The 23,118-nt window shown below is 63.4% G+C and carries 18 protein-coding genes; 10 read left to right on the top strand and 8 right to left on the bottom strand.

Annotated features, from left to right (window positions below; all coding sequences use genetic code 11):
* The first annotated feature begins 44 nt into the window (after positions 1–44).
* Genes KUL25_RS09190 through KUL25_RS09180 form a run of 3 tightly spaced genes read left to right on the top strand, consistent with a single transcriptional unit; the run spans position 45 to position 1,459 of the window.
* The gene (locus KUL25_RS09190; protein ID WP_257892670.1) at positions 45–629 is read left to right on the top strand and encodes an RNA polymerase sigma factor; all 585 of its coding nucleotides are present in this window, start codon (positions 45–47) and stop codon (positions 627–629) included.
* Positions 619–978 carry a hypothetical protein gene (locus KUL25_RS09185; RefSeq protein WP_257892669.1) on the top strand — a complete coding sequence of 120 codons (360 nt, stop codon included), beginning with the start codon at positions 619–621 and terminating at the stop codon, positions 976–978. The genes KUL25_RS09190 and KUL25_RS09185 overlap by 11 nt, the downstream gene beginning before the upstream one ends.
* Positions 971–1,459 carry a periplasmic heavy metal sensor gene (locus KUL25_RS09180; protein ID WP_257892668.1) on the top strand — a complete coding sequence of 163 codons (489 nt, stop codon included), beginning with the start codon at positions 971–973 and terminating at the stop codon, positions 1,457–1,459. The genes KUL25_RS09185 and KUL25_RS09180 overlap by 8 nt, the downstream gene beginning before the upstream one ends.
* Positions 1,460–1,514: 55 nt before the next feature.
* On the opposite strand, the gene KUL25_RS09175 is transcribed toward KUL25_RS09180, so the two are convergent.
* On the bottom strand, positions 1,515–2,906 hold the full coding sequence (locus KUL25_RS09175; RefSeq protein WP_257892667.1) for a diguanylate cyclase: 1,392 nt from the start codon (positions 2,904–2,906) through the stop codon (positions 1,515–1,517).
* Between the two features lie 113 nt (positions 2,907–3,019).
* Between KUL25_RS09175 and KUL25_RS09170 the strand changes: the two genes are divergently transcribed.
* The 6 genes from KUL25_RS09170 to KUL25_RS09145 all read left to right on the top strand — a co-directional run bounded on the left by KUL25_RS09170 (position 3,020) and on the right by KUL25_RS09145 (position 8,760).
* On the top strand, positions 3,020–3,298 hold the full coding sequence (locus KUL25_RS09170) for a DUF3572 domain-containing protein (RefSeq protein WP_257892666.1): 279 nt from the start codon (positions 3,020–3,022) through the stop codon (positions 3,296–3,298).
* A gap of 2 nt (positions 3,299–3,300) precedes the next feature.
* Complete coding sequence (locus KUL25_RS09165) at positions 3,301–4,002, top strand: HAD family hydrolase (protein ID WP_257892665.1); 702 nt, start codon at positions 3,301–3,303, stop codon at positions 4,000–4,002.
* Positions 4,003–4,112: 110 nt separating this feature from the next.
* Positions 4,113–5,672: a trimethylamine methyltransferase family protein gene (locus KUL25_RS09160; protein ID WP_257892664.1), complete on the top strand. Its 1,560-nt coding sequence runs from the start codon at positions 4,113–4,115 to the stop codon at positions 5,670–5,672.
* An 82-nt stretch (positions 5,673–5,754) separates the two neighbouring features.
* Positions 5,755–6,342, top strand: coding sequence for a heme NO-binding domain-containing protein (locus KUL25_RS09155; RefSeq protein WP_257892663.1), 588 nt, complete (start codon positions 5,755–5,757; stop codon positions 6,340–6,342).
* Entirely contained in the window at positions 6,339–7,364 is a 1,026-nt protein-coding gene (locus KUL25_RS09150) for a diguanylate cyclase (protein WP_257892662.1), read from the top strand. The genes KUL25_RS09155 and KUL25_RS09150 overlap by 4 nt, the downstream gene beginning before the upstream one ends.
* A 121-nt stretch (positions 7,365–7,485) precedes the next feature.
* Positions 7,486–8,760: an ABC1 kinase family protein gene (locus KUL25_RS09145; RefSeq protein ID WP_257892661.1), complete on the top strand. Its 1,275-nt coding sequence runs from the start codon at positions 7,486–7,488 to the stop codon at positions 8,758–8,760.
* A gap of 202 nt (positions 8,761–8,962) precedes the next feature.
* Here KUL25_RS09145 and KUL25_RS09140 read toward each other — a convergent pair whose 3' ends face one another.
* The 7 genes from KUL25_RS09140 to glgB form a co-directional block, all read right to left on the bottom strand.
* Complete coding sequence (locus KUL25_RS09140; protein ID WP_257892660.1) at positions 8,963–10,423, bottom strand: AMP-binding protein; 1,461 nt, start codon at positions 10,421–10,423, stop codon at positions 8,963–8,965.
* Positions 10,424–10,436: 13 nt separating this feature from the next.
* Positions 10,437–12,839 carry a glycogen/starch/alpha-glucan phosphorylase gene (locus KUL25_RS09135; RefSeq protein WP_257892659.1) on the bottom strand — a complete coding sequence of 801 codons (2,403 nt, stop codon included), beginning with the start codon at positions 12,837–12,839 and terminating at the stop codon, positions 10,437–10,439.
* A gap of 69 nt (positions 12,840–12,908) precedes the next feature.
* The gene (locus KUL25_RS09130; RefSeq protein WP_257892658.1) at positions 12,909–14,540 is read right to left on the bottom strand and encodes an alpha-D-glucose phosphate-specific phosphoglucomutase; all 1,632 of its coding nucleotides are present in this window, start codon (positions 14,538–14,540) and stop codon (positions 12,909–12,911) included.
* Entirely contained in the window at positions 14,530–16,632 is a 2,103-nt protein-coding gene (gene glgX, locus KUL25_RS09125; protein ID WP_257892657.1) for a glycogen debranching protein GlgX, read from the bottom strand. Before glgX ends, KUL25_RS09130 begins: the two co-directional genes overlap by 11 nt.
* Before the next feature lie 9 nt (positions 16,633–16,641).
* Positions 16,642–18,066, bottom strand: coding sequence for a glycogen synthase GlgA (gene glgA / locus KUL25_RS09120; RefSeq protein WP_257892656.1), 1,425 nt, complete (start codon positions 18,064–18,066; stop codon positions 16,642–16,644).
* Positions 18,063–19,319 (bottom strand): glucose-1-phosphate adenylyltransferase, encoded by a 1,257-nt coding sequence (gene glgC, locus KUL25_RS09115; RefSeq protein ID WP_257892655.1) that lies wholly within the window; start codon positions 19,317–19,319, stop codon positions 18,063–18,065. The genes glgA and glgC overlap by 4 nt, the downstream gene beginning before the upstream one ends.
* Before the next feature lie 21 nt (positions 19,320–19,340).
* On the bottom strand, positions 19,341–21,212 hold the full coding sequence (glgB, locus tag KUL25_RS09110) for a 1,4-alpha-glucan branching protein GlgB (protein ID WP_257894835.1): 1,872 nt from the start codon (positions 21,210–21,212) through the stop codon (positions 19,341–19,343).
* Between the two features lie 272 nt (positions 21,213–21,484).
* Between glgB and KUL25_RS09105 the strand changes: the two genes are divergently transcribed.
* Positions 21,485–23,092, top strand: a complete 1,608-nt coding sequence (locus KUL25_RS09105) for an alpha-amylase family glycosyl hydrolase (protein ID WP_257892654.1) — start codon at positions 21,485–21,487, stop codon at positions 23,090–23,092.
* Positions 23,093–23,118 lie beyond the last annotated feature (26 nt).

Genomic DNA, 23,118 nt, shown 5'->3' with positions numbered 1-23,118 from the left:
GGGCCCCATTTCCCTCAGCGCTGAGAGCAGGTTAAACAGACTGCATGAGCACGGCCCAGACAGAACTTGGGGCATTGGACGACGGCGCCTTGATGGTCCTGTTTGCCAATGGCGACCCAGAGGCCGCGCGGCTGTTGTCCGAGCGCCTGTTGCCGCGCGCCTTTCGCCATGCGGCGCGGGTGTTGGGCAACCGGTCCGACGCCGAGGACGTGGCGCAAGACGCCATGCTGCGCCTGTGGCGCGCGGCGGCCCAGTGGCGCACGGACGGGGCGGCCAAGCCCTCGACCTGGTTGCAGAAGGTGGTGGCGAACCTCTGCGTAGACCGATTGCGCAAGTCAGGCCGTTCGGTCGAACTTGGTGACGATGATTATGCCGCTGACGCGCCCGGCGCGGAGGCACAGATGCAGGACAAGGGTCGGATGGAGGCGCTGGACGCCGCCCTGGCCACGCTGCCGGAACGGCAGAGACAAGCGGTGGTATTGCGCCATATCGAGGGGTTGTCGAACCCCGAGATCGCCGATGCCCTCGATATCGGCGTGGAGGCCGTGGAAAGCCTGACCGCACGCGGCAAGAGAGCGCTCAAGTCAGCGCTTGAAGATCAGAAGGAGGCCTTGGGTTATGACGCATGAGCACGAAAAAGACGGGCTGGACGCCCTGTTTTCCGAAGCGAAGGGCGTGGGTCCGGGCTCGGACCTGATGGCCCGTGTGCTGGCGGATGCGGCGGCGGTGCAGGCCGAGGTGCCGCCCGTGGCGACCGCGCCTCGGGGCTCTTGGTTGGCTGGGCTGTTGGGTGCCATCGGCGGTTGGAGCGCGGTGTCGGGCATCACGGCGGCGGGGGTGATGGGCCTTGCGGTGGGGCTTTATTCGCCAGACACCGTGGCGGGCCTGTTGGAAGGTGACACGGTGTCCTTGGGGATCAGCGCATATGATTTCACCCCGGATGTGGGTGATTTATGGACGGAGGACGGGGATGTCTGAAGACAACACACCTCGGAAGGGGCGGTGGGTGAAGATCGCCCTCGCGGCGTCATTGGCGCTGAACCTTGCGGTGGCGGGCTTGATCGGGGGAGCAGTAATAGGCGCGGATGGCGGACCGGATCGGATCGGAAGCTCGCCCGCGCTGCGGGCGCTGGGATTGAGCCCGTTCGAGCGCGCACTGTCGCGCGCGGATCGCGCCGAATTGCGCGGGCGGATCGAGAGCACAGGCTTGGAATTGCGAGAGGAACGCCGCGAAATTGGGCGTGCGCTGCGTGACGTGGAGCGCGCGCTGCGCGCGGAGCCGTTTGACCGGGCGACCGTGGAAGAGGCCTTCGCGCGTTCGCGCACGGTGGTGGTGTCGTTGCAGGAGACGGGCCACGATGCGCTTCTGGCTCAGATCGAGACGATGAGTGCGGATGAGCGCGAAGCGCTGGCCGATGGTCTGGCCCGCGCGATGCGCCGGGTCGCCGGGCGCCGCTGACGCGGCGACTGGCATATGCGGCACCACTACGCGGCCGCTCCCATGTGCAACGACGCTACGCGGCGTTGTGGCACATCTGACTGACCTGATCCCGGCCATGGGCTTTGGCACCGTAGAGTGCCCGGTCGGCCCTGCGGATCAACGCCTCCGGCGTGGTCGCCTCGTCGCGATGGTCGCCGGGCAATGCCAGGCCAACGCTGGCGGTGACGCGCACGGGGAAACTGTCGCCGCCCAGATCGAAGCTGGTGCTGCCGATGGAGGTGCGAAGACGCTCGGCGCATTCCATGGCGCTGCGCGCGTCGGCACCGGAAAGGACTACGAGGAACTCTTCGCCCCCGATGCGCGCCAGCAGGTCATTGGCCTGCAACTGGCCCCGCAGGCGGATGGCGACCTGCTGCAAAACCGTGTCGCCGGCCGCGTGACCGTAGGTGTCGTTCACGTCCTTGAAGTAATCCAGATCGATCATCATCACGGCGGGAGGGTTGCCAGGGCGGGTCATGATCTGCCCCATCCGGTGCAGGGCGAAGCGGCGATTGTAGAGGCCTGTTAGCGGATCGGTGATTGCGGCCTCCAGGCCGGCGCGTACGCCTGCACGCATCCGGTCGGATTGGCGCTTGCGGTCGAGTTGGGCCGAAATGCGGATTGCCAGTTCCTGCGCGTCGAACGGGTCGTGCAGCACGTCATTGGCGCCCAAGTCTAGCGCAATCGCCGCCCGCTCGCTGTCGCCTTCGGGCAGGATCATCACGGTGGCCGAATGGCGTGTGCCGGGACGAGAGCGCAGATCCGACAAGAGCCGCAAGCCTTCGTTACGTTGCGCCAGATCGACGGAAATCACGAAGACATCAGGCTCGTCGCCATTGCCGGCGGTCTGCATCAGGGCCGTCTCACGCGGAATGATCCGCACGTCGCCGCCAATGCGGTCATCGATGGCGGCTTTCCAAAGCACGGCCCCCCGGCGGCCGGGGGCGACCAAGGCGATGCGTCCCGGCCGTGCCTTGCCCTGGAAGCCCAGGGCGGCCTCGGCGAAGCCATAGGCCGAGACGGTGTCATCGCGCGCCCGCAGTTCGCGCACAGAATCGCTGGCCCGCAACAGCGAGCGGACGCGCGCCAGCAGCGTCATCTCTTCCACCGGCTTGGTCAGAAAATCGTCGGCCCCCGCCTCCAGCCCGTCCATCTTGGCGGCACGATCCGACAGCGCGGTAATCAGGATGACGGGAATGTCAGCGGTTTCAGGGTCCGCTTTGAGGGCGCGGCAGACGTCCAGCCCGCTCATGTCGGGCATCATGACGTCCAGCAAAATAAGGTCCGGTTTGGTGTCACGGGCGGCTTTCAGCGCCTCGGCCCCATTTTCGGCCTGCTCGACCGAGTAGCACGCCGCAGTGAGTTTGACCTTCATCACGATCCGGTTGGTCGCAACGTCGTCAACGACAAGAATTCGCCCCGCCATTTGCACCTCACCTCATTTGACAACTACATCTAGCTCAGGTTGAACCTTGTAGACATAGGGAATTTGAACCCGAATAGTTAACAAACCCTTTATGTAGAAATGGACCTAAAAGGATGCAGCAAGATTTCGCCGAGACCCGCGCGCTGTCCCTTCTGGCGTGGTTGGCAGGTGAGGAGGAGATCCTGCCGCAGTTCATGGGGGCGACAGGCGTGGGCGTTGACGATTTGCGCGCGCGCGCCGGAGAGCCGGAATTTCTGGCCTCCGTTATGGATTTCCTTCTGATGGATGACGCATGGGTCCTGCAAGGGGCGGAGGCCACGGGGATCGCGGCACATGATTTCGCGATGATCCGAGCGGCCTTGCCCGGCGGAGATTTGCCGAATTGGACGTGAGCATGCGGCACCGGGACATTCACGGGATCGTGTTCGACAAGGACGGCGTGCTGTTCGACTTCCAGAAGACCTGGGGCGCCTGGGCGCATCGGATGATCGAGGTGCTGTCGGAGGGCGACGGCGCGCTGGGCCAGAGATTGGCGGATGCGCTGGAATATGACCGCCCGACGCGGAAATTCCGCCCCGAAAGCTTTGTGATTGCAGGCCCGGCGCACCATGTCTCGGAGGCGATCGTGGCGCATCTGCCCGGTCGCCGCCTGGAGGATGTTCACAGGTTCCTGGTGGGCGAGGCGGCGAAGACGCCGCTGGCTCCGGCGGTGCCGTTGCGCGCCACATTGGCAGCACTGCGCGACCGGGGCCTTAAGCTGGGCGTTGCCACGAATGACGCGGAAGTGGCGGCGAAAGCGCAATTGGCCTCGCAGGACGCGCTGGATGTGTTCGATCTGGTCTGTGGCTTCGACAGCGGGTTCGGAGCCAAGCCAGATCCCGGCATGTGCCTGGCCTTCGCCCAGACCACCGGCATCCACCCGGAGGCGCTGGTGATGGTGGGCGACAGCACCCACGACATGGATGCGGGCCGCGCGGCGGGGTTCACCTGCGTCGCAGTCCTGACCGGCGTGGCCACGGCCGAGGATCTGGCGCCCCATGCGGACGCCGTGCTGCCGGACATCGCGGCGTTGGCGGGGTGGCTTGACACGCGGTAACGGGGCGATGGGTCAAATACGACGCCTCTCCGTCGCTATCCGCCAAACGCGGGCAGGGGGGACTGGGTGATGGTCGAGGTCCTGACCGCCTCCTTTCGAAAGCCTGACCCATGACTGAAGCCAGCCCCACCCGTCGTCGCCGTGCCGGTGGCCGAGCCGCAGGCGCCGCACGCGCGGCGGCCCATGTCATCGACCAGCAACCTTGGCGTTTGCCCCGCAACAATGACCGCCCGACCGAGCCTCTGACACCCGAGGGCGTCGAGGCCCTGCACAAAGGCGCAATGCGGATCCTGTCGGAGATCGGGATCGAGTTCCTCAACGAGGAGGCCGTGGGCTACCTACGTGAGGCGGGCTGCAAGGTGGAAGGGCAGAACGTCTTTTTCGACCCGGAATTCGTGCAGGAAATGGTCGCGCGCGCGCCCGCGAGCTATACCATCACCCCGCGCAATCCGGATCGGCAGCTGATCATGGGTGAGAATGTCATGCTGTTTGGCAACGTTTCATCTCCACCCAATGCATGGGATCTGGAGCGCGGCAAACGTCCCGGCGACATGGAGACCTATGTCGAGTTCATCAAGCTGACCCAGTACTTCAACTGCATCCACTTCGCGGGCGGTTACCCGGTAGAGCCGATTGACGTTCATGCCAGCGTCCGCCACCTCGATTGCCTGTTCGAGAAGCTGACACTGACCGACAAGGTCGCCCATGCCTATTCGTTGGGCAAGGAGCGCGTCGAAGACGTTATGGAAATGGTTCGGATCGCAGGCGGTCTGACCCACGAGGAATTCGAGGCCTCGCCTCGAATGTATACCAACATCAACTCGGTAAGCCCCCTGAAGCACGACTTCCCGATGCTTGACGGGGCGATGCGGCTGGCGCGGCGGGGGCAGCCGGTGGTGGTGACGCCCTTCACGCTGGCCGGTGCCATGGCGCCGGTGACGCTGGCAGGCGCAGTGTCGTTGAGCCTTGCTGAAGGCCTGGCGGCGATCGCGCTCTTGCAATGGATCGCACCCGGCTGCCCGGTGGCGATCGGGACGTTTACCTCGAACGTCGATATGAAGTCTGGCGCGCCTGCGTTCGGCACGCCGGAATACATGCGCGCAACGCAAATGACCGGCCAGATGGCGCGATTCTACGGCCTGCCGATGCGCGCCAGCGGCGTCTGCGCGGCCAATGTGCCCGACGGCCAGGCGATGTGGGAGACGTCCAATTCGCTGTGGTCGGCGGTGCAATCGGGGGCCAACATGGTCTACCACGCCGCCGGTTGGCTGGAGGGCGGGCTGATCGCAAGCCCCGAAAAGTTCGTGATGGATTGCGAAGTTATCCAACACATCCAACGTTATTTCGAGCCTCAGATGCTGGGCGTGACGGAAGACGATCTGGCCTTCGATGCGATCAATGAAGTCGGCCCCGGGGGGCATTTCTTCGGCTGCCAGCATACCCAAGACCGCTACCAAGAGGCCTTCTACGGCCCGTTCCTGTCGGATTGGCGCAACTACGAGGCCTGGCGTCTGGATGGCGCGGTCTGGACGGCGGAGCGGGCGCATAAGACTTACAAGGCGATCCTGGGCGAATTCGAGCCGCCGCCAATGGATATCGCGATCCGCGACGAGTTGGCCGACTTTGTCGCGCGCCGCAAATCCGAAGGCGGTGCGCCGACAGACTTTTGAACCCTGCGAGTGCAAATCATTTGTTTACCTCTCTCGCGTAGCGTGGCCTTGAACACCACCTGCGAGAGGAAGCGGATTAGTCATGCACGGGATGATAAATCGCGCCCTTCAAGCGTTCATTGTCGAAACCTACGGGAAAGACGTGTGGGCCGAGGTGCGAACCATCGCCGATCTGCGTATCGATGAATTCGAGGCGATGCTGCACTACAGGGACGTGCTGACCCTGTCCTGCTTCAAGGCCGTGGCGCAGACGATGCATCAGGACGAGGAATCGGTGCTGGAGGATCTGGGCACCTTCCTGATCACTCATCCCCCGCTTGATCCATTGCGCCGACTGCTGCGTTTCGGGGGCGCCAGTTTCACCGAATTCGTGCTGTCGTTGGATGAACTGGCCGACCGCGGGCGCATGGCGATCCCGGATATCGAGATGCCGGAAATCTTTGTAAGGCAGGTTGATGCCACACAGTTTGAGCTGCGCGCGCGGTGGAAGCTGCCGGGTGTGGGTGCCATCCTGCTGGGGGCCTTGCGCGCCATGGCTGACGATTATGGCGCACTGGCATCCCTAGACCTTGGCGCGCCAGAGGGTGAATTCGACTGCCTGCGGATCGAGATCCACGACTCGCATCACGCCGAAGGACGCGCGTTCGTCTTGGCGGAGGCAGCCCTATGAATATGCATGTCGCCGGCAGCACAGCCGGTTTGAACTTGCCTTTGGCTGTCCTTGATGTGCTGATGCCCATGCACGTGGCGCTGAATGCAGAAGGGCGCATTCGCCACGTCGGTCCGACGATTGCCAAGATCCTGCGCGGCGCACCGGTGACGGGCGTCCCCTTGCTAGAGGTGTTCGACCTGCGCCGCCCGGCGGAGGTCACGGATTTCGCCGGTATGATCGCTCAGGCGGGACGCCGCTTGTCGCTGGTGCCGAAAACCTCGGATCATCTGCCGTTGCGCGCCGTGCTGATGCCGCTGCCGGGGGGCGATGGGATGATCCTGGACATCTCGCTGGGTCTGTCCTTCGCCCGCGCGGTCAGCGATTTTTCCCTGACGCTCCATGATTTTTCGCCCTGTGATCAGACGATTGAACTTTTGTACCTGCACGAGGCGAATTCCTCCACCGCCGGGCTATCGCGGCACCTGTCAAAACGTCTGCAAGCGGCCCATGCCGCGGCCCAACGCCAGGCACGCACGGATGTTCTGACGGGTCTGAACAACCGCAGGGCCATGGACCATGAGTTGCACCACCTACTGGTGGAGCGTAGCCATGAATTCTCGTTGCTGAACATAGATCTCGACCGCTTCAAACACGTCAACGACACCTACGGCCATGCGGCGGGCGATGCCGTTCTGGTCGCGGTCGGCCGCATCCTCGGCTACGAATTGCGGCGCACTGATTTTCCCGCGCGGGTGGGGGGGGATGAGTTTCTGATCATCCTGCGCCCCGCCCTGGCCCCGGAAGTCGCAAGCTGCATCGCAACCCGCCTGATAGAGCGGATTCAAGAACCTGTTCGGTTCGAAAACAACGATTGCCGCGTCTCTGCAAGCATCGGTGTCGTCTCGACGGCGCAATACCTGACACGCCCGTCGATCGAACAGGTTCTGGCCGACGTCGATGGCGCGCTTTACCAAGCGAAGAAGGCGGGGCGCGGACGCTATGCATTGGCGCACGAAGGGGGAATGGCGCGGCCGTCCTAAGCGCCTCCCTTTGCAGGCGGTTGGACCGCGCTAGGTGTTAACCTAGCCCGCCGTCTTCACTGGATCCGCCATGACCAATCAGCCACCCACCTTGCGCCCGAATGCCGTCCCCACGGGACGCGTGGCACGATTCGCGCGCATGGGCGGCCTGGCCACGGGGCTCGCCAGCCGTGCCGCCGTGGGGCGCGCGGCCGCAGCTTTGCGCGGAGAACGGCCCGATATGGCGGCGCTGATGCTGACGCCTGGCAACATCACCCGCATCACCGAGCGACTGGCCGAAATGCGTGGCGCCACGATGAAGCTGGGTCAGCTGCTGTCGATGGAAAGCGAAGACGTGTTGCCGCCGGAATTGGCAAAGATCCTCGCCCGCCTGCGGGCGGAGGCCGACGCAATGCCCCCAAAGCAACTGAAATCCGTGCTGGAAGCGGTCTATGGCAGCGAATTTCGGCGCAAGTTCAACAGCTTCGACCCGCAGCCCCTTGCTGCTGCCTCCATCGGTCAAGTGCACCGCGCCACGGCGGCCGATGGCATGCGGCTGGCGTTGAAGCTGCAATATCCAGGGGTTCGCAACTCGATTGACAGCGATCTGGACAATGCCGCCGCATTGATCCGATGGTCTGGGATGTGGCCGCGCGAGTTGGACATCGCGCCGCTGATGCAAGAGGCGCGCCGACAGCTCCATGAAGAGGCGGATTATGTACGTGAAGGCTCTTATTTGCGCCGCTTCGCGGACCTGCTGGAGGACGATACCCGCTTCATCGTGCCCCACCATCGCCCGGATCTCTCGACCCGCGACGCACTGGCGATGAGTTTCGAGCCATCCGCCCCGATCGAAGCCTTGTCCGAGGCCGCCCCCGCCGTGCGCGACCGGGCCGCCAGCGCGCTAATCGAGTTGTGTCTGCGCGAATTGTTCGACTTTCGCGTCATGCAGACCGACCCGAACTTCGCCAACTACCAATGGCGCGCCGAGACCGAGCAGATCGTGCTGCTCGATTTCGGGGCGGCGCGCGATATCCCAGAGGAACTCGCCCAAGGGCACCGACGCCTTCTGCAGGCGGGCCTGGAAGGGATGCGCGACGACATCATGGTGGAACTGGCGGGGATCGGCTTCATCAAACCCGACCTAAGCAAGGCCCAACGGGACGCGATCCTCGACATGGCCGAGCTGGGTTTCAGCGCCCTGCGCGGGGCGGAAACGTTCGATTTCGCCACCTCGACCCTCGCCGATCAACTGCGCCAGCGGGGCCAGGTGATTGGGCAGGAGCGCGAGCTGTGGCACATTCCGCCCGCCGACACCCTGTTTTTGCAACGCAAGATCGGCGGGCTATACCTGTTGGCTACCCGCGTTGGCGCACGAATCGATCTGCCAGCCATCGCCCGGAGCTTTGTGCGATAGCCCCTCCTAGCGCACAGTGAGATCCGTGAGGCGCTGGCTTCGATTGTAGTGGGTAGAGTGCCAAGAGATCGCTGTTGTGAACGTGTATTAATTGAATACTTCACCAACGTTCAATGACATGAAGAAATGCGTTCAAGCAATTGATTTTAAGAAAAATACATCAAAAATCACCAAAAACGTATCTTTACCTTTTCTCGTTTTTCTACACAGAAGGATGATCCGTCCGAAGTGCAGCCTTCTGCACCTTTCCCATGGCATTACGAGGCAACTCGTTCATGATCCGCACATGACGCGGGACCTTGAATCGCGCGAGGCGGTCGGTGAGCGCCGCGAGAATTGCGTCGGCGTCGGTGGCGCCATCGGACTCAAGCACCACGGCTGCGGCGACGACCTCGCCCAGATCAGCATCCGCCACGCCGTAGACCGCGCTTTCCAGCACGCCGGGCAGCGCGTCGATTTCGACCTCCACCTCTTTGGGGTAGATGTTGAAGCCGCCCGAAATCACCAAGTCCTTTTCACGACCCACGATGGAGACGTAGCCTTCGGTGTCCTTGATGCCTAGGTCACCCGTGATGAACCAGCCATCCTCGGTGAAGCTTTCCGCCGTCTTTTCCTTGTTACGCCAATAGCCGGGGGTGACGTTGGGGCCGCGCACCTCGATACTGCCGATGCCCGCGTCGTCGGGGTTGGCCAGCCGAAGGGACACGCCGGGCAACGGGTGGCCGACGGTGCCCGCGCGCCGTTCGCCGGCGAAGGGGTTGGAGGTGATCATATTGGTCTCGGTCATGCCGTAGCGTTCCAGGATCGCGTGGCCTGTCTGGGCCTCGAACGCGCGGTGACTGCCAGCCAGCAAAGGGGCGGAGCCCGAAATGATCAGGCGCATGTGTTTCATCGCCGCCTTGTCAAAGCGCGCGTCGCCGATCATTCGGGTGTAGAACGTCGGCACCCCCATGATCGAGGTCGCCTGCGGCATCAACTCGGCCAATTGATCGAGGTTGAACGAGGGGCAGAAGATCATCCGTCCATGAGCCGCCAGCGTGACGTTGGTGGCCACGAACAGGCCATGAGTGTGGAAGACCGGCAGGGCGTGGAGCAGAACGTCCTTGGCGGTGAAGCGCCAGCAGACCTTCAGGGCCTGCGCGTTGGAGATCAGGTTGCCGTGGGTCAACATCGCGCCCTTTGAGCGCCCGGTGGTGCCGGAGGTATAGAGGATCGCGGCCAGATCGCCGGTCTCCCGCGGGGCAGGCGCGGCCAACGGAGTCGCGGTAGAATTCACCAGATCGAGCGGCGCGGCCGTCGCGACACCGCGCGCCTCTGCCACGGGCTTGGCCGCTTGGGTCGTCTCGTCCAGGACCAGCAGGGCGGGCTCGGCATCTTCCAGGAAATAGTCCAGTTCCACGGGCGTATAGGCAGTGTTGAGCGGCACGAAGACCGCACCCGCCGCGACGGTGGCAAGGTAGAGGATCAGCGCCTCGGGCGATTTGGCGATCTGGCAGACCACCCGGTCGCCCGGTTCAACGCCCGCCGCCCCCAAGGCCCCAGCAGCGGTAGAAATCGCGTGACGCAGGGCCCCATAGCTTAGCGCGCCGCCCCCCGGCACATCCAGGAACACAGCGTCGTCGGACTGGTGTTTGAGCAGGGCGTTATAGAGAGGGTTGGTCATGGCGCGGGTTCCTTCACGTGTCCTGCAGCAGGCTTTCGGCGCCCCAGATATCTGCCATATACCCCCTGATCGTGCGATCCGAGGAGAAATGGCCAGAACCTGCGATGTTGCGCAGGGCAAGGCGGTGCCAGTGATCGGGGTCCTTGAATGCGGCGTCCGCCTGCGCCTGGGCGGACAGGTAGGCGTCGAAATCCGAGGCTACGAGGAATGGGTCATGGTTCCAGGTCGCGTCGACCAGACCATGGTAGCGCTTGGGCTCGTCTGGGGAAAAGCGGCCTTCGGAGATGACCTGCAAGACCTCTTGCAGGACCTTGCTGGCCAAGATCGCCTTGCGGGCATGGTCGGGAACGGCGTAGCGGGCCTGCACGCCGTCCGCATCCATGCCGAAAAGGAAGAAGTTTTCGGCCCCCACACGGTCGCGGATTTCGACATTGGCACCGTCAAGCGTGCCGATTGTCAGCGCGCCGTTCATCGTGAACTTCATGTTCCCGGTGCCCGACGCTTCCTTGCCTGCCGTGGAAATCTGTTCCGACAGGTCCGCCGCCGGGATCAGCCGCTGCGCCATGGAGACGTTGTAATTGGCGGGATAGATCACCTTCAGACGGTCCCGCATCAAGGGGTCGCTGTTCACAACAGCCCCGACGTCGTTGATCAGGCGGATGATGTCCTTGGCGACCCAATAGCCGGGCGCGGCCTTGCCGCCGAAGATCTTGACGCGCGGCACCCAATCGGCGTCCGGGGTCTGGCGGATCGCCTGCCAGCGCGCGATGGTCTCGTAGACGTTGAGCAATTGGCGTTTGTATTCGTGGATGCGCTTGATCTGTACATCGAACAGGGCGTCCGGGTTCAGAGTGATCCCCGTTTTCGCGGCCACCCAATCGGCCAGCGCCACCTTGTTGGCGCGCTTGGCGGCGGCGAGGCGCGCAAGGACATCGGGGTCGTCCGCGTGGGCGCCAAGGTCGCGCAAACGATCCAGTTCCGCCTCCCAGCCTGCGCCGATCACATCGGTGATCAGGCGCGACAGGCCCGGGTTGGCCAGCCGCATCCATCGGCGCGGCGTGACGCCGTTGGTTTGGTTGAGGATCCGCCCCGGGTAGACGGCGTTAAGGTCCGCGAACACCGTCTTGGCCATCAGATCGCTGTGCAGCGCCGAGACGCCGTTGACGTGGGACGCCATCACGAAGGCCAGCGTGCCCATGTGAACCTGGTCCTGCCAGACGATCCCAAGGTGCGGGGGGCAGCCCGTGGCGGCGCGATGTTCGGCATCAATGCGCTCGATGATCTGCATGTGATGGGGCAGCACGCGGCCCATCAGCCAGGTCGACCACCGCTCCAGCGCTTCGGGCAGAAGCGTGTGGTTGGTATAGTTGAGGCAGCCCTGCGCGATGCGTTTCGCGGCGTCCCAGTCCAGCCCGTGATCTACCATCAGCAAGCGGATCATCTCGGGGCCCGCAAGTGCCGGATGCGTATCGTTCATCTGGATCGCGACTTTTTCAGACAGCAGGTTCAGGTCGTCATATTCAGTGGTGAAACGCCGCAGCAGGTCCTGCAACGCGGCGGAGACGAGGAAGAATTCCTGCTTCAGGCGCAATTCCTTGCCGCCGTCGGTGGCGTCCTCGGGGTAGAGCACGCGTGAGAGCGTGCGGGCCAGGGCCTCGGGGTGGGCGGCGGCGGTGTGATCGCCCGAGTTGAACCGATCAAGGTCGAACAGCTCCGTCGGATGCGCGCCCCACAGGCGCAAGGTGTTGGCCCATTGTCCCTGCCAGCCGACGACAGGCGTGTCATAGGCGCGGGCCAGAACCGTCTCAGACGGGGTCCAGATACCGTCCCAGACCGTGCCCTTGAAAGGGATGGTATAGGCGGCCTCGGGACGCTCGAACTCCCAGGGGTGGGGCTGGTTCAGCCAATCTTCGGGCGTTTCCACCTGTCGCCCGCCCTCGAACCGCTGCCGGAAGAGCCCGTGCTCGTAGCGGATGCCATAGCCGAATGCGGGGCACCCGATCGTCGACAGGCTGTCCATGAAACACGCCGCCAATCGCCCCAGACCGCCGTTGCCAAGGGCTGCGTCCGGCTCATCCTCGATTACATCGGCCAGCGCGATGCCCTCTTCGGCCAGAACCGCCTCGATCTGCCGATGCAGGCCAAGATTGATCATCGCATCTTCCAGAATGCGCCCGATCAGGAATTCCATCGACAGGTAGTAGACCCGCTTTCCCTGTGCCTCGTAGGTGCGGCGGGTGGCGGCGAACCACGGCTCCACGATCAGGTCGCGGATCGTGTGGCTGACAGCCATGCGCCAATCATAGGTGCTGGCGTGCGCCCTGTCCTTGCCAAGCGTATACGTCAGATGCTGCGCGATCCGCGCGTGCAAGTCGTTGGAGGAGAAGTCTGACGTGATCTGGCTTGGGGCGTTCATGGAAAGGTTCCGATGCTCGTGCTTGTGGCGGACGCCATGCCACGTTTCGGCCGGAAGGAACAGGTGCCTTCAGGTGATGACGTTAGGCCCGTCGCGCCCGGTCAGCGCCTTCAGATCCGAAAGGGCCAATGCGGCGTCGACCACGGGGCGCAGCGCCTCCTCGGCGGGTTGAGACAGCGCCTCTGGGTCTGTCTCCAGCCGTTCCAGATACATCCGGATCGTGGCGCCGACGGTGCCAGTGCCCGACAGGCGGAACACGACGCGGGCGCCGCCCTCAAACCCGATGCGCAGGCCCTGGCCTTCTGTGCGTGCGCCGTCGACCGGGTCGTCATAGGCAAATTCATCGGCAAAATTGATCGTCAAACCGCCCACTTGCGTGCCCGACAGCGACGCGAGGCGCGCGCGCAGGCCGTTCATCACCGCGTGGGCGCGGTCCGATTCCACATCCTCATAGTCGTGGCGGCTGTAGTAACAGCGCCCGTAGTCTCGCCAGAGCGCGGCCATCAGGTCGGCTACCGACTGGCCACTATCGGCCAGGATGTTGAGCCACAACAGCACGGCCCAAAGGCCGTCCTTTTCGCGCACATGGTCGGATCCCGTGCCGGCACTTTCCTCTCCACAAAGCGTGACGCGGCCCGCATCCAGAAGGTTGCCGAAGAATTTCCAGCCCGTGGGGGTCTCGTAGCATTCAATGCCTTGCGCCGCCGCCACCCGGTCCACCGCGCCCGAGGTCGGCATGGAGCGTGCCACGCCCGCCAGTCCCGACGCGTAGGCGGGCGCGCGATGGGCATGGGCGGCCAAGATGGCGAGGCTGTCGGAGGGGGTCACGTATTGGTGCGGGCCCACGATCATGTTGCGGTCGCCGTCGCCGTCGGAAGCGGCGCCGAAGTCGGGGGCATCATCGCCATACATTTCGTCCATCAGGGTCTTGGCCCAGACCGGGTTGGGGTCCGGGTGGCCGCCGCCAAAATCAGGCGATGGGGTGCCGTTTATCACGGTGCCTTTCGCGGCCCCCAGCGTGTCTTCCAGGATCGCCGTGGCATAGGGCCCGGTGACGGCATGCATCGCGTCAAAGCGCATCCGAAAGCCCGAGGTGAAGAGTGCCTTGATTTTCGGGAAGTCAAAGAGGCTTTCCATCAGCGCCGCATAGTCGGCAACTGGGTCCACGACCTCCACCGACATACCGCCCAGGGCCGTCGTGCCGATAGTGCCCAGGTCCACTTCCTGCGCTTCGGCGATGTGATAGGCGCTGATCTTTGTCGTGGCCTCGAAGATCTTCGCGGTCACGGCTTCGGATGCGGGGCCGCCGTTGGGGCCGTTGAACTTCAGGCCGAAATCCGCATCGATCCCGCCCGGGTTGTGGCTGGCCGACAGGATGAAGCCGCCCGCGGTGCCCCGTTTGCGGATCAGGTGCGAGGCGGCAGGTGTGGAGAGCAGCCCGCCCTGGCCCACGATCGCTCCCGCCGCACCATTGGCCGCGAGCATCCGCAGGATCACCTGAATGGCTCGGTCATTGAAGTAGCGCCCGTCACCGCCCACCACCAACGTGGCCCCGGACACGCCGCCGATGCCATCGATGGTCGATTGGACGTAGTTCTCCAGGTAGTGCGGCTCCATGATGGTGCGGGTCTTCTTGCGCAGCCCGGAGGTGCCGGGCTTCTGACCTTCGATGGGCTTCGTGGTGACGGGCTCATGGGGCATGATCTTGTCCTTCCGGGTCGGGTTGAAGCTCGAACACGACGACGCAGTTGGCGTCGATGGGCGTGCTTGCGTTTGTGGCGCCGTCTGCAACCATCGGGTCCGGTTGCGCCGTATCAAAGAGGCGGACCCAATGTGCGTGCGCATGGGGCGGCGGGGTGATCTCGGTCGCGTCGCCGACGTTTAGAACGACCAGAAGCGCCGCCTCGCGCGGAATATAGGCTGGCGTGCCAGAGGCCATGCGCATTTCGGCCACGATGATCTTGTTGTCGGGATTGTCCCAATCTGACTGCCGCATCGGTGCGCCGTTGGTGCGGCGCCAGAACAGATCCGACGCGCCGTCGATGTAGCGCGGCTTGGAGTGCAGGAACCGCCGTTGGCGCAGCACCGGGTGCGCTTTACGAAAGGCAATGGCCTTCTGGCAGAAGGCGAGAAACTTGTCATCGCGGTCGGCCCAGTGGACCCAGCCGATCTCGCTATCCTGACAGTAGGTGTTGTTGTTGCCGCCCTGACTATTGCCGATTTCATCGCCCGCCAGCAGAAGCGGCGTGCCTTGCGACAACATCAACGTGGTGATCAGATTGCGGCGGCGGCGGCGGCGCGCGGCAAGGATGTCGGGGTCATGGGTATCCCCTTCCACGCCGAAATTGTCGGAGTGGTTGCCCGAGTGTCCATCGCGGTTGTCCTCGCCATTGGCCTCATTGTGCTTCTCGCGGTAGCTGACCAGATCGCGCAGAGTGAAGCCGTCATGGGCGGTGATGAAATTGACCGAGGCCGTGGCCGCGCGCCCGTCATGGTCGAACTGCGGGGCAGAGCCCGAAAGCCGCCCCGCCATCGCGGCGACCATGCCCGCGTCGCCGCGCCAGAAGCGGCGCGTGTCGTCGCGGAACTTGTCGTTCCATTCACCGAAGGGCGCTTGATACGCCCCCAGTTGATAGCCGTCGGGGCCCAGGTCCCAAGGTTCCGCGATCAGCTTGACACGGTTCAGGACCGGGTCCTGCCGGATCGCGCGAAAGAACGGCCCATCGCGGTTGAAGACCCCGTCCGTGCGGCCGAGCGAGCTGCACAAATCGAACCTGAATCCATCGACGTGCATGACTTCAACCCAATACCGCAAAGAGTCCATGACCATGCGCAGGGTAAAAGGATTGTCAAAATCCAGCGAGTTTCCACAGCCCGCATCATTGATGTAATAGCGCTTGTCCTCGGCCAATCGGTAGTAGCTGGCGTTGTCGAGGCCCCGGAAGGCGAGGGTTGGCCCCAGTTCGGACCCCTCGGCAGTATGGTTGTAGACGACATCAAGAATGACCTCGATCCCGGCGGAATGGTAACGGGCGACCATTTGCTGGAACTCGGCAATCGAGCCGTTGGACATGTACCGAGGCTCGGGCGCGAAGAAGCCATAGGTCATGTAGCCCCAGTAATTGCGCAGGCCTCTTTCCACCAGAAACCGGTCATCGACAAAGGCCTGCGTCGGCAGCAGCTCGACCGTGGTGACGCCCAGTTTCACCAGGTGATCGAGGATCGCGGGCGAGGCCATGCCCTGGTATGTGCCCGGCGCCTCCACGCCCGGATGCGTAGCGGTCAGGCCCTTTACATGGGCCTCGTAGAACACCGTCTCATCCATCGGAACGCGGGGCGCGGCGTCCGCCCCCCAACTGAACGAGGGGTCCGTCACGATCGAACGCGGCATGTAAGGTGCGCTATCGCGGGTATCAAAGGAAAGATCATCCTCGCCATGGACGTAGCCGTAAAGCGCATCATTCCAGATCGGCTGGCCGGTCAGGCGCTTGGCGTAGGGATCGATGAGCAGCTTGTAGGGGTTGAATCGGTGGCCCTCTTCCGGGGCGAAGGGGCCATGGACGCGGAAGCCGTATTGCTGGCCTGGCCCCATGCCGGGGATATAGCCGTGCCAGACGTGGCCATCGCGTTCAGGCATGGCGATCAGGTGGGTCTCTTGACCCCCCTCGTTAAACAGGCACAGAGTTACTTGCGAGGCATGCCTTGAGAAGACGGCGAAATTTACGCCGTTCCCGTCGAAGGTCGCGCCAAGGGGATTGGGCACGCCTGCCTCGATGGCATAGTTTTCAAGCATCGGTGCCAATCATTTTTGGGCGGTGGCCTCGTAAAGCGCGTGGTAGCGGGCGGCGGAGGTGTCCCAGCCCACGGGGGCCTTCATGGCGTTGCGCACCATCGCCGTCCAGACCTTGTGCTCGGCGTAGAGATCGCAGAGGCGGGTAAATGCATTGGCCAGCGCCTCGGCCGTGATCGGAGAGAACTGGATGCCGGTTGCCACCTTCGCCGCCAAGGCGGCCGGCGAGGCGTTGATCACGGTATCCGCAAGACCGCCCGTGAGGGCCACAAGGGGCAGGGTGCCATAGCGCAGACCGTAAAGCTGCGTCAGCCCGCAAGGCTCGAACCGGGAGGGCACCAGAATGCAATCGCCGCCCGCCATCATGCGGTGCGACAGTGCCTCGTCGTAGCCGATCTTCACCGCAAGGTTAGGGTCATCGGCCGCGCGTTCCAGCAGCGCGACTTCAAGGGCCGGATCGCCGGAGCCAAGGACCGCCACTTGCCCCGCGCGATCCAGCAAAGCGGGCAGCGCGTGAAGCAGCAGGTCGATGCCCTTCTGGTCCGTAAGGCGCGACACCAGCACGCAAAGTGGGCCCTTTGCCGGGCCGAGGCCAAACTCTGCCCGCAAGGCCTTCTTGTTGGCGGCCTTGCCCTTCAGCGTCGTGTATGGGGTGATTTCCGCGTCGGTCGCGGGGTTCCAGACGTCGATGTCGATGCCGTTGACAATGCCATGCAAGTCGCGACGGCGATGCCGCAAGACGCCATCCATGCCCATCCCGAAATGCGGCGTCATCAGCTCTTCCGCATAGGTTTGCGACACAGTGGTGATCTGGGCCGCGCCCATAAGTCCGGCCTTCAGTGCGCTGATCTGGCCCCAGAATTCATAGTGATCCGCGTGGAACCGCCCCGGGTCCAGCCGCAGCGCGGCGATCCGATCGCCCGGCGCATTGCCGTGGAAGGCGACGTTGTGGACGGTAAGAATGAACGGAACGGCGCAACCCAGGGCGGCGAGGTATTCGGGCACCAGCCCGGCCTGCCAATCGTGGCCATGGACCACATCTGGGTGCCAATCACCAAGCCCGTCAGCGGCGATCTGCGCGGCCGCAAAACTGAGGGCCGCGAAGCGTTCAGGGTTGTCGGGCCAATCCTGGCCCATCGCATCGTTGTACAGGCCGCCCGCGCGCTCAAAAAGATGCGGGGCCACAAGGATCAACAACTCGAGCCCCGCGGCTTGTACCGCTTCCACCCGCGCGGGACCGCCGAAGAGGTCGGTGAATTCTGCCACGACCTCACCTTGGCTCACCTTCTCCAAGACCCCGGGATAGCCGGGGATCAGGGTGCGCAGTTCGTCCCCGAAGGCGGCCATGGCGATTGGCAGGGCGCCAACCACATCAGCCAAGCCGCCGGTTTTCACCAGCGGTGCGCATTCAGAGGCGACGGACAGAACGCGTGTCATGCCGATGCGTCACGCGCATCAAGCATGTCTTGCGTGATCAGCGTCGTGCCCCGTTCGGTCACGCGGAACCACTTGGCGTCTTCGACGGGGTCTTCGCCGACTACGAGGCCCTCTGGGATGATCACACCGCTGTCAATCACCACCTGCCGCAGCCGCGCCCGGCGGTTGATGACGACGTTGGGCAGCACGACGGCGTGATCCAGTACGGCATATGAATTGGTGTGGACGTTGGTGAACAGGCAGGAGTTGCGCACTTCGGTGCCTGAAATGATGCAGCCGCCCGAGACCATCGACGAAATCGCCATGCCCCGCCGGTCGCGTTCATCGTGGATGAACTTGGCGGGCGGCACGCTTTCGGAATAGGTCCAGATCGGCCAATCGCGGTCCCAGAGGTTGAGGTCCGGGGTGAAGGTGGTCAGGTCGATGTGCGCCTCCCAGAAGGCATCGACGGTGCCCACGTCCTTCCAATAGACCGGCGCGCCATCGGCCCGGACGCAGCTTTTGTCGTAGCGGTGCGCCATGGCCTTGCCGTTCTTGACGATCTCGGGGATCAGATCGTTGCCGAAATCGTGGGAGGAATTGGTGTCGAGCGCGTCTTTCTCCAGCAGATCGCGAAGGAACGACCATTTGAAGACGTAGATCCCCATGGAGGCCAGCGCCATGTCCGGATCTTCCGGCGTGGCTGGGGGATCGGCGGGCTTTTCGAGGAACGAGGTGATGCGCCCCTCCGCATCGGTGGCCATGACGCCGAAGGCCGTGGCTTCCATACGCGGCACGGTCAGGCAGCCGACGGTGACGTCGGCGTTATTCTCCACATGCTCGCGCAGCATGATCTCGTAGTCCATCTTGTAGATGTGATCGCCCGCAAGGATGATGATGTAATCCACGCCGTAGCTGTCTACGATATCGATGTTCTGCGTCACCGCATCTGCGGTGCCGGCGTACCACGCCTCGGTGCCGGTGCGTTGGGATGCGGGCAGGATGTCAAGGAACTCGTTGCGCTCGGCGCGAAAGAAGGTCCAGCCCCGTTGCAGGTGCCGGATCAATGAATGCGCCTTGTATTGTGTGGCGATCGCCATCTTGCGAATGCCGGAGTTCACGGCATTCGACAGGGCAAAGTCGATGATGCGGGATTTGCCGCCGAAAGGCACGGCAGGTTTCACGCGGCGGTCGGTCAATTCGCGCAGGCGACTTCCCCGGCCCCCCGCCAAAACAAACACCATGGAGCGTTGCGTCAGTCGTTTCGTTTCCATTCCTGGTTCCTCCCCGAACCTTTATGAATCTTGAAGCCGCAAGACGACCGTTGAAAGCGGTGGCAACGTCAGCACCACGGATTGTGGGTGCCCGTCGCAGGCAATGTCCTGTGACGCCACACTACCCAAGTTGCCGATATTACTGCCGCCATAAGCGTGTGCATCGGTGTTGAGCACTTCGTCCCATTGCCCCGCTTCGGGCACGCCGATGCGGAAAGCCGAGCGTTCGACCGGCGTGAAGTTGCACATCACCACGACGGGCGCATCGCCCTTGCTGCCATAGCGCACAAACCCAAGCGTCGATTGTGCCGGATCATTGCAGATCCACGCGAAGCCTTCCGGAACGCAGTCGCCCACATGGAGCGCGGGGGTGCTGGTATAGAGGTGGTTGAGGTCCCGGATCAGCGTTTGCACGCCTGCGTGGGCGGGCTGGCTTGCGGCGTGCCAATTCAGTTCGGCGTCATGGGACCATTCCTCGGGCTGCGCGAATTCGCTTCCCATGAAGATCAGCTTCTTGCCCGGATGCATCCACATGTAGCCATAATAGGCCCGCAGGTTGGCGAATTTCTGGCCCTCGTCGCCCGGCATCTTCGCCAGCATGGAGCCTTTGCCATGTACGACTTCGTCGTGGCTGATGGGCAGAATGAAGTTTTCGGTGAACTGCCACATGATCGGGCGGGTCATCTCATCGTGGTGGTATTGGCGGTGGATCGGGTCCATCTCCATGTAGCTGAGCGTGTCGTTCATCCAGCCCATGTTCCACTTGTATCCAAACCCGAGGCCGCCCGTGTGCACGGGCTGGGATACGCCAGGAAAGCTGGTGCTTTCCTCGGCCACTGTCATGACGGAGGCGTCCGCGCCGTAGACGGCGACGTTCATCTCTTGCAGGAAAGCGATGGCCTCGAAGTTCTCTCGCCCGCCCTCATGGTTTGGCACCCACTGCCCCTCATCGCGGGAATAATCACGGTAGAGCATGGAGGCGACGGCATCCACGCGCAGACCGTCGAGGTGGTATTCCTCCATCCAGTATAGTGCGTTGGCCACCAGGTAATTTCGCACCTCGGTGCGGCCATAGTTGTAGATCAGGGTGTTCCAATCCTGGTGGAACCCCTCCCTTGGATCGGCGTGTTCGTAAAGGTGTGTGCCGTCAAACATCGCCAGCCCATGGTCGTCCGTCGGGAAATGCCCCGGTACCCAATCGAGCAAAACGCCCAAGCCTGCCACATGGGCGGCATCAATGAAATCGCGGAACTCGTGCGGCGGGCCAAAACGGATCGTGGGCGCATAAAGGCCGACGGGTTGGTAGCCCCAGGACCCATCAAAGGGATATTCAGACACCGGCATCAACTCGATATGGGTGAAGCCCATTTGCTTGACGTAGCCCACGAGGTCTTCGGCCAGTTCTTTATACGAAAGCGGCCTGCCGCCGTCGTCGTACTTGCGCCGCCAAGACCCAAGGTGAACCTCGTAGATCGAAACGGGCGCGGTGCGGTCGGCCGCTTGCGCCCGCGTCGCCATCCATCCAGCATCGCGCCAGCCATACCCGTCGATATCGCGCACGACCGAGGCCTGCTCGGGCGGGTGTTGAGAACCGAACCCCACCGGGTCCGCTTTCAGGCGCACCGCTCCGTGCGCGTCCACGATGTGATACTTGTAGAGTGCGCCGTCGCCCACGTTCGGGATCGTGAATTCCCACAGGCCATTGGCTCCCGAGCGCGCCATCGGTGCCTGTCCCGCATCCCAATTGTTGAAATCCCCGATCACAGAGACGGCCTGTGCATTGGGCGCCCAAACGGCGAAATGGGTGGCACCGGGCTGCACATGGGCCCCGAGTACGCGCCAAAGCTGGCGATGCGTGCCTTCGCCGATCAGATAGCGGTCGAAGTCCGAGATCGCGGGGGCAGGGGGCGTTGCCTCCGGCGAGGGAGTTGCGGGCGCCTTTGCACCTGCATTCGGGGCTTTTGATGTCTTTTTCGCCACGATCTGTCCCTCTTCCACAGCCGATGCACGCGATTATGGTAGCGCTAACATTACCGCTCTGTCATTGCCTGCCCCAACTTGCAAGCGTTGCAGAGTTTGCTTTGTCACTGGGGGGCAACATCCGTAGCTTGGGCCGACGCGACATATCATGCCAGTAAAAAAGTGGCTGAGAGAGGGGAGACGACATGAAAGAATGGTGGCGCGATGCGGTGATCTATCAGATCTATCCCCGGTCGTATCAAGACAGCACCGGCAATGGGGTTGGCGACCTTGCAGGCATAACCCGGCGCCTGTCCCATGTGGCGGATCTGGGGGCCGATTGCATCTGGCTGTCGCCCATCTTCAAAAGCCCACAGGCCGATATGGGCTACGATGTGTCGGATTATCTGGCCGTCGATCCGCTGTTCGGCACGCTGGATGATTTCGACCGCCTGATCGAGACGGCCCACGGGCTGGGCCTGAAGGTGATTACCGACCAGGTTCTGTCCCACACCTCGGATCAGCACGAGTGGTTCAAGGCCTCACGACAGGATCGCACCAACGCCTATGCCGATTGGTATGTCTGGGCCGACCCGCTGCCCGACGGCGCACCGCCCACGAATTGGCACAGCCATTTCGGTGGCCCCGCGTGGGAATTCGACCCCCAGCGGGGGCAGTATTACCTGCACAATTTCCTTGCCTCGCAGCCGGACCTCAACTTCCACAACCCGGACGTGAAGGACGCGATTCTGGAGACGTGCAAGTTCTGGCTGGACCGGGGGCTCGATGGCTTCCGCCTCGATACCGTCAACTACTACGTCCACGATCAGCAGCTGCGCTCCAACCCGCCTGCACAGGCGAAACCGCAGGTCATGGCAACCGATCTCTACGGGATGCAGGACAACATCTACAACAAGACCCGGCCCGAGAACCTGGCATTCCTTGAACGCCTGCGCACGCTTGCCGACCAATACGATGACATCATGATGGTGGGAGAAGTGGGCGAAATGGGCCGCCGTTCGATCGAGATCATGGGCGACTATACCAAGGGCACGGACCGCCTGCACATGGCTTACAGCTTTGCGATGCTGGGTCCCGATTTCAGCGCCGAGCACTTTCGCAATTGCATAGAGGGCTTCCAGCAGGGCGCGCCTGATGGGCATCCGTATTGGTCGTTCTCCAACCACGACGTGCCCCGTCATGTTTCGCGGTGGGAAGAGTATGCCGTCAGCCACGACGCCATGGCGCGCATGGCCTGCGCCATGCTGATGGCCTTCGAAGGCACCATCGGCATTTATCAGGGCGAGGAGCTGGGGCAGTTGGAAACCGAGATGGAATTCCACGAACTGAACGATCCGCCCGCCATCCGCTACTGGCCCGGCGTCAAGGGCCGCGACGGCTGTCGCACGCCAATGGTATGGGAGAAGGACGCGCCCAACGCGGGTTTCACGACCGGGACGCCGTGGCTGCCGGTGAAGGCTCCACAAGCGGCCCATGCCGTCGACAGCCAAGGCACGGACAGCATCCTCGCCTTCTACAAGGCCGCCATTGCGTTCCGCAAAGCCAGCCCCGCGCTCAGCCACGGGGCAACTGAATTCCTGGACCTGCCCGAGCCGCTATTGGCCTTCCGCCGGGTGGCTGAAGAGACGCTGACTTGCATCTTCAACCTATCGCCGGACGCGATCTTGGTGACAGTGGGCGCGGATGCCCGCCTGACCGGGCCTTCGGCGGCGGCCTTGGACGCGGGCATGCTGAAACTGCCAGGCAACGGCTTTGCCTATGTCGTAAACGCCGGTGAACTGCGCGTCGTTTAGGGGCAGGATCGGCGGCGGATTGCGGT

Origin of the sequence: Gymnodinialimonas phycosphaerae (genome assembly GCF_019195455.1) — a bacterium.
In the GTDB taxonomy this organism is placed as follows: domain Bacteria; phylum Pseudomonadota; class Alphaproteobacteria; order Rhodobacterales; family Rhodobacteraceae; genus Gymnodinialimonas; species Gymnodinialimonas phycosphaerae.
This window is presented reverse-complemented; position numbering and strand designations above follow the sequence as displayed.

Coding starts and splice junctions, on each gene's coding strand:
- KUL25_RS09190 (WP_257892670.1), top strand. CDS start 45: ATGAGCACGGCCCAGACAGAACTTGGGGCATTGGACGACGGCGCCTTG.
- KUL25_RS09185 (WP_257892669.1), top strand. CDS start 619: ATGACGCATGAGCACGAAAAAGACGGGCTGGACGCCCTGTTTTCCGAA.
- KUL25_RS09180 (WP_257892668.1), top strand. CDS start 971: ATGTCTGAAGACAACACACCTCGGAAGGGGCGGTGGGTGAAGATCGCC.
- KUL25_RS09175 (WP_257892667.1), bottom strand. CDS start 2,906: ATGGCGGGGCGAATTCTTGTCGTTGACGACGTTGCGACCAACCGGATC.
- KUL25_RS09170 (WP_257892666.1), top strand. CDS start 3,020: ATGCAGCAAGATTTCGCCGAGACCCGCGCGCTGTCCCTTCTGGCGTGG.
- KUL25_RS09165 (WP_257892665.1), top strand. CDS start 3,301: ATGCGGCACCGGGACATTCACGGGATCGTGTTCGACAAGGACGGCGTG.
- KUL25_RS09160 (WP_257892664.1), top strand. CDS start 4,113: ATGACTGAAGCCAGCCCCACCCGTCGTCGCCGTGCCGGTGGCCGAGCC.
- KUL25_RS09155 (WP_257892663.1), top strand. CDS start 5,755: ATGCACGGGATGATAAATCGCGCCCTTCAAGCGTTCATTGTCGAAACC.
- KUL25_RS09150 (WP_257892662.1), top strand. CDS start 6,339: ATGAATATGCATGTCGCCGGCAGCACAGCCGGTTTGAACTTGCCTTTG.
- KUL25_RS09140 (WP_257892660.1), bottom strand. CDS start 10,423: ATGACCAACCCTCTCTATAACGCCCTGCTCAAACACCAGTCCGACGAC.
- KUL25_RS09135 (WP_257892659.1), bottom strand. CDS start 12,839: ATGAACGCCCCAAGCCAGATCACGTCAGACTTCTCCTCCAACGACTTG.
- KUL25_RS09130 (WP_257892658.1), bottom strand. CDS start 14,540: ATGCCCCATGAGCCCGTCACCACGAAGCCCATCGAAGGTCAGAAGCCC.
- glgX (WP_257892657.1), bottom strand. CDS start 16,632: ATGCTTGAAAACTATGCCATCGAGGCAGGCGTGCCCAATCCCCTTGGC.
- glgA (WP_257892656.1), bottom strand. CDS start 18,066: ATGACACGCGTTCTGTCCGTCGCCTCTGAATGCGCACCGCTGGTGAAA.
- glgC (WP_257892655.1), bottom strand. CDS start 19,319: ATGGAAACGAAACGACTGACGCAACGCTCCATGGTGTTTGTTTTGGCG.
- KUL25_RS09105 (WP_257892654.1), top strand. CDS start 21,485: ATGAAAGAATGGTGGCGCGATGCGGTGATCTATCAGATCTATCCCCGG.